The following is a 4,197-nucleotide window of genomic DNA, read 5'->3' as shown; positions in this document are numbered from 1 at the left end:
CACCGCGGCCCTGCTGGGCGCCGCGCAGGGCCGGCGCGCGGCCTCCTGAGCCGCCCTCAGGCGACGGCGGGGACCGGCATGCTCTCGCGGGTGACGACGGCGCCGAGCCCGTCCAGCTTGTCCTGGAAGTGCTCGTAGCCGCGGTCGATGAGGTCGATGCCGTGCACGCGGGAGGTGCCCTCGGCGGCCAGGGCCGCGATGAGGTGGCTGAAGCCGCCGCGCAGGTCCGGGACCTCGATCTCCGCCCCGCGCAGGCGGGTCGGGCCGCTGATCACCGCGGAGTGCTTGAAGTCCTGGGCGCCGAAGCGGCACGGGGTGGACCCCAGGCACTCGCGGTAGACCTGGATGGTGGCGCCCATCCGCACGAGGGCGTCGGTGAAGCCCATCCGGTTCTCGTAGACCGTCTCGTGGACGATCGAGAGCCCCTGCGCCTGGGTCAGCGCCACGACGAGCGGCTGCTGCCAGTCGGTCATGAAGCCGGGGTGGACGTCGGTCTCCAGCGCGATCGAGCGCAGCGGGCCGCCCGGGTGGGTGAAGCGGATCCCGTGGTCGTCGACGGTGAAGGCGCCGCCGATCTTCCGGAAGACGTTGAGGAACGTCATCATGTCGGGCTGGCGGGCGCCCTCGACGTAGACGTCGCCGCCGGTGGCCAGCGCGGCCGCGGCCCACGAGGCGGCCTCGATCCGGTCCGGCAGCGCTCGGTGGTCGTAGCCGGTGAGGGCGTCGACGCCCTCGACCCGGATGACCCGGTCGGTGTCGACGCTGATGATCGCGCCCATCTTCTGCAGGACCGCGATGAGGTCCGCGATCTCCGGCTCGATGGCCGCGTTGCGCAGCTCCGTGACGCCCTCGGCGCGCACCGCGGTCAGCAGCACCTGCTCGGTGGTCCCGACGCTGGGGTACGGCAGCTCCAGGCGGGTGCCGCGCAGGCGCCGCGGCGCCGAGATCGCGATGCCGCTGGGCAGCTTCTCCACCACCGCGCCGAACTGGCGCAGCACGTCCAGGTGGTAGTTGATCGGCCGGTCGCCGATCCGGCAGCCGCCGAGGTCGGGGATGAACGCGCTGCCGAGGCGGTGCACCAGCGGCCCGCAGAAGAGCACGGGGATCCGGCTCGCGCCGGCGTGCGCGTCGATGTCGGCGACGTTGGCCACCTCGACGTTGCTGGGGTCGAGCACCAGCTCGCCGTCCTCGGCGCCCTCGCTGACGTCGACCCCGTGCAGCTCCAGCAGCCCCCGCACCACGCCGACGTCCCGGATGGCGGGGACGTTGCGCAGGCGGCTGGTGGTCTCGCCCAGCAGCGAGGCCACCATGGCCTTGGAGACGAAGTTCTTCGCCCCGCGCACGGTGACGGAGCCCCTCAGCGGGACGCCGCCCGAGACGGTCAGAGTGCTGCTCATGGATCCCCTCGCGCTGCTCCGGCTCGGGCGGCCGGACGAGGGCCCAGTGTGCACCAGTTCGCCCGGGTGCGCGCCGCCCCCCGTCACCCGACGTGCGCCCGTGGTGGCGCTCAGCGAACGGGCAGCGTGACCGGCTTCCAGCTCGGGCGGGCCGCCTCGAAGGCGTCGATCTCGGCCTCGGAGCGCAGGGTCAGGCCGATGTCGTCCAGGCCCTCCATGAGCCGCCAGCGGGTGTAGTCGTCCACGGCGAACGGCGCGGTGAAGCCGCCGCAGGTCACCGTGCGCTCGACCAGGTCCACGGTCACCTGCGCACCCGGCTCGTCCTCGAGCAGCGCCCACAGCCGCTCGACGTCGTCCTGGGAGACCTGCCCGGCGACGAGGCCCTGCTTGCCGGAGTTGCCGCGGAAGATGTCGGCGAAGCGCGGGGCCAGGACCACCCGGAAGCCGTAGTCCTTCAGCGCCCACACCGCGTGCTCGCGCGAGGAGCCGGTGCCGAAGTCGGGGCCGGCGACGAGCACGCTGGCGCCGGCGTAGCCGGGCTGGTTGAGCACGAAGGCGGGGTCGCTGCGCCAGGCGGCGAAGAGGCCGTCCTCGAAGCCGGTGCGCGAGACCCGCTTGAGGTAGACGGCGGGGATGATCTGGTCGGTGTCGACGTTGCTGCGGCGCAGCGGGACGCCGACCCCGGTGTGGGTGGTGAACGGCTCCATGGCGATCTCCTCGTGACCGGTGCGTCAGGCCAGCGCGGGCGCGGCGGCGGGGGCGGGGGCGTCGAGGTCGGCGGGCGAGCTGAGCGTGCCGCGCACGGCCGTGGCCGCGGCCACCTGGACGCTGGACAGGTGCGTGCGCCCGCCCTTGCCCTGGCGGCCCTCGAAGTTGCGGTTGGACGTCGAGACCGCCCGCTCCCCCGGGGCCAGCTGGTCGGGGTTCATGCCCAGGCACATCGAGCACCCGGCGTTGCGCCACTCGGCGCCGACCTCGGTGAAGACCTTGTCGAGCCCCTCGGCCTCGGCCTGCAGCCGCACCCGGGCCGAGCCCGGGACGACGAGCACCCGGACGCCGTCGGCGACCTTCCGGCCGCGCAGCACCTCGGCGGCGGTGCGCAGGTCCTCGATCCGGCCGTTGGTGCACGACCCGATGAAGACGGTGTCGACGGCGACCTCGCGCAGCGGGGTGCCCGGCGCGAGGTCCATGTACGCCAGGGCCCGCTCGGCGGCGTGCCGCGCGTCGGGGTCGGCGAAGGACGCCGGGTCCGGCACCGCGCCGGACAGCGGCACCCCCTGGCCCGGGTTGGTGCCCCAGGTGACGAAGGGCTCGAGGTCGGCGGCCTGGAGGACGACCTCGGCGTCGAAGACGGCGTCGTCGTCGGTGTGCAGGGTGCTCCACCACTCCACCGCGGCGTCCCAGTCGGCGCCGGCGGGGGCGTGCGGGCGCCCCGCCAGGTAGTCGAACGTGGTCTGGTCGGGCGCGATCATGCCCGCGCGGGCGCCGGCCTCGATCGACATGTTGCAGATGGTCATCCGGGCCTCCATCGACAGCGCCCGGATGGCCTCGCCGCGGTACTCCAGGACGTAGCCCTGGCCGCCGCCGGTGCCGATCTTCGCGATGACGGCGAGGATGACGTCCTTGGCCGTGGTGCCGACCGGCAGCTGCCCCTCGACCGTGATCGCCATCGTCTTGAACGGCGCCAGCGGCAGGGTCTGGGTGGCCAGCACGTGCTCGACCTCGGACGTGCCGATCCCGAAGGCCAGCGCGCCGAACGCCCCGTGGGTGGAGGTGTGGGAGTCGCCGCACACCACGGTCGTGCCCGGCTGGGTCAGGCCCAGCTGCGGGCCGACCACGTGGACGATGCCCTGCTCGGCGTCGCCCAGGCTGTGCAGCCGCACCCCGAACTCGGCGCAGTTGCGGCGCAGCGTGTCGACCTGGGTGCGGCTCGTGAGGTCGGCGATGGGCTGGTCGATCGCCTGGGTGGGGACGTTGTGGTCCTCGGTGGCGATGGTCAGGTCCGGCCGGCGCACCGGGCGCCCCGCCTGGCGCAGGCCGTCGAAGGCCTGCGGGCTGGTCACCTCGTGGACGAGGTGGAGGTCGATGTAGAGCAGGTCCGGCTCACCCGTCCCGCCCCGGCGCACCACGTGCGCGTCCCAGACCTTCTCCGCCAGCGTGCGCCCCACGGTCGTCTCCCTCGATGCTCGCCCTCGTCCGGCCCCGCGCACTTGATTTCTCAACATGCGAGACGCCAGTATCGCTCCATGGACAACTCTAGCGGAGTCGGCGTGCTGGACAAGGCCGTCTCGGTGCTCTCCTGCCTCGAGGCCGGCCCCGCCACCCTCGCGCAGCTGGTGAGCGCGACGGGCCTGTCGCGGCCGACCGCCCACCGCCTGGCCGTGGCGCTGGAGCACCACCGCCTGCTCGACCGCGACCTGCAGGGTCGCTTCGTCCTCGGCGCCCGCCTGGCCGAGCTCGCCTCCGCCGCCGGGGAGGACCGCCTGCTGGCCGCCGCCGGCCCCGTCCTGACGACGGTCCGCGACGCCACCGGGGAGAGCGCGCAGCTCTACCGCCGCCAGGGCGACTCGCGGATCTGCGTCGCCGCGGCCGACCGGCCCGGCATGGGCCTGCGCGACTCCGTGCCGGTGGGCGCCTCGATGACCATGCTCGCCGGCTCCGCGGCCCAGGTGCTGCTGGCCTGGGAGGACCCCGACCGCCTGCACCGCGGCCTCAGCGGCGCGTCCTTCACCGCCGCCGCGCTGGCGGCCGTGCGCCGGCGCGGGTGGGCCCAGAGCGTGGGCGAGCGCGAGGAGGGCGT

4 protein-coding genes are annotated in these 4,197 nt (G+C 74.3%); 1 reads left to right on the top strand and 3 read right to left on the bottom strand.

What is annotated here, in order from left to right:
* Positions 1-56: 56 nt before the first annotated feature.
* From murA to leuC, 3 genes are all read right to left on the bottom strand, one after another.
* Positions 57-1,397 (bottom strand): UDP-N-acetylglucosamine 1-carboxyvinyltransferase, encoded by a 1,341-nt coding sequence (murA, locus tag AC5FZL_RS15755; protein WP_493619829.1) that lies wholly within the window; start codon positions 1,395-1,397, stop codon positions 57-59.
* Between the two features lie 110 nt (positions 1,398-1,507).
* Positions 1,508-2,104, bottom strand: coding sequence for a 3-isopropylmalate dehydratase small subunit (gene leuD, locus AC5FZL_RS15750; RefSeq protein WP_493619828.1), 597 nt, complete (start codon positions 2,102-2,104; stop codon positions 1,508-1,510).
* A 24-nt stretch (positions 2,105-2,128) separates the two neighbouring features.
* Positions 2,129-3,565 (bottom strand): 3-isopropylmalate dehydratase large subunit, encoded by a 1,437-nt coding sequence (leuC, locus tag AC5FZL_RS15745; protein WP_493619827.1) that lies wholly within the window; start codon positions 3,563-3,565, stop codon positions 2,129-2,131.
* Between the two features lie 78 nt (positions 3,566-3,643).
* Here leuC and AC5FZL_RS15740 point away from each other — a divergent pair.
* Positions 3,644-4,197 (top strand): IclR family transcriptional regulator (locus tag AC5FZL_RS15740; RefSeq protein ID WP_493619826.1); only part of this gene is annotated, 554 nt, incomplete at its 3' end.

This window comes from Quadrisphaera sp. DVD1, assembly GCF_058932755.1.
Note: the sequence above shows the minus strand (reverse complement) of the source record. Positions and strands in the feature narration are given on the sequence as shown.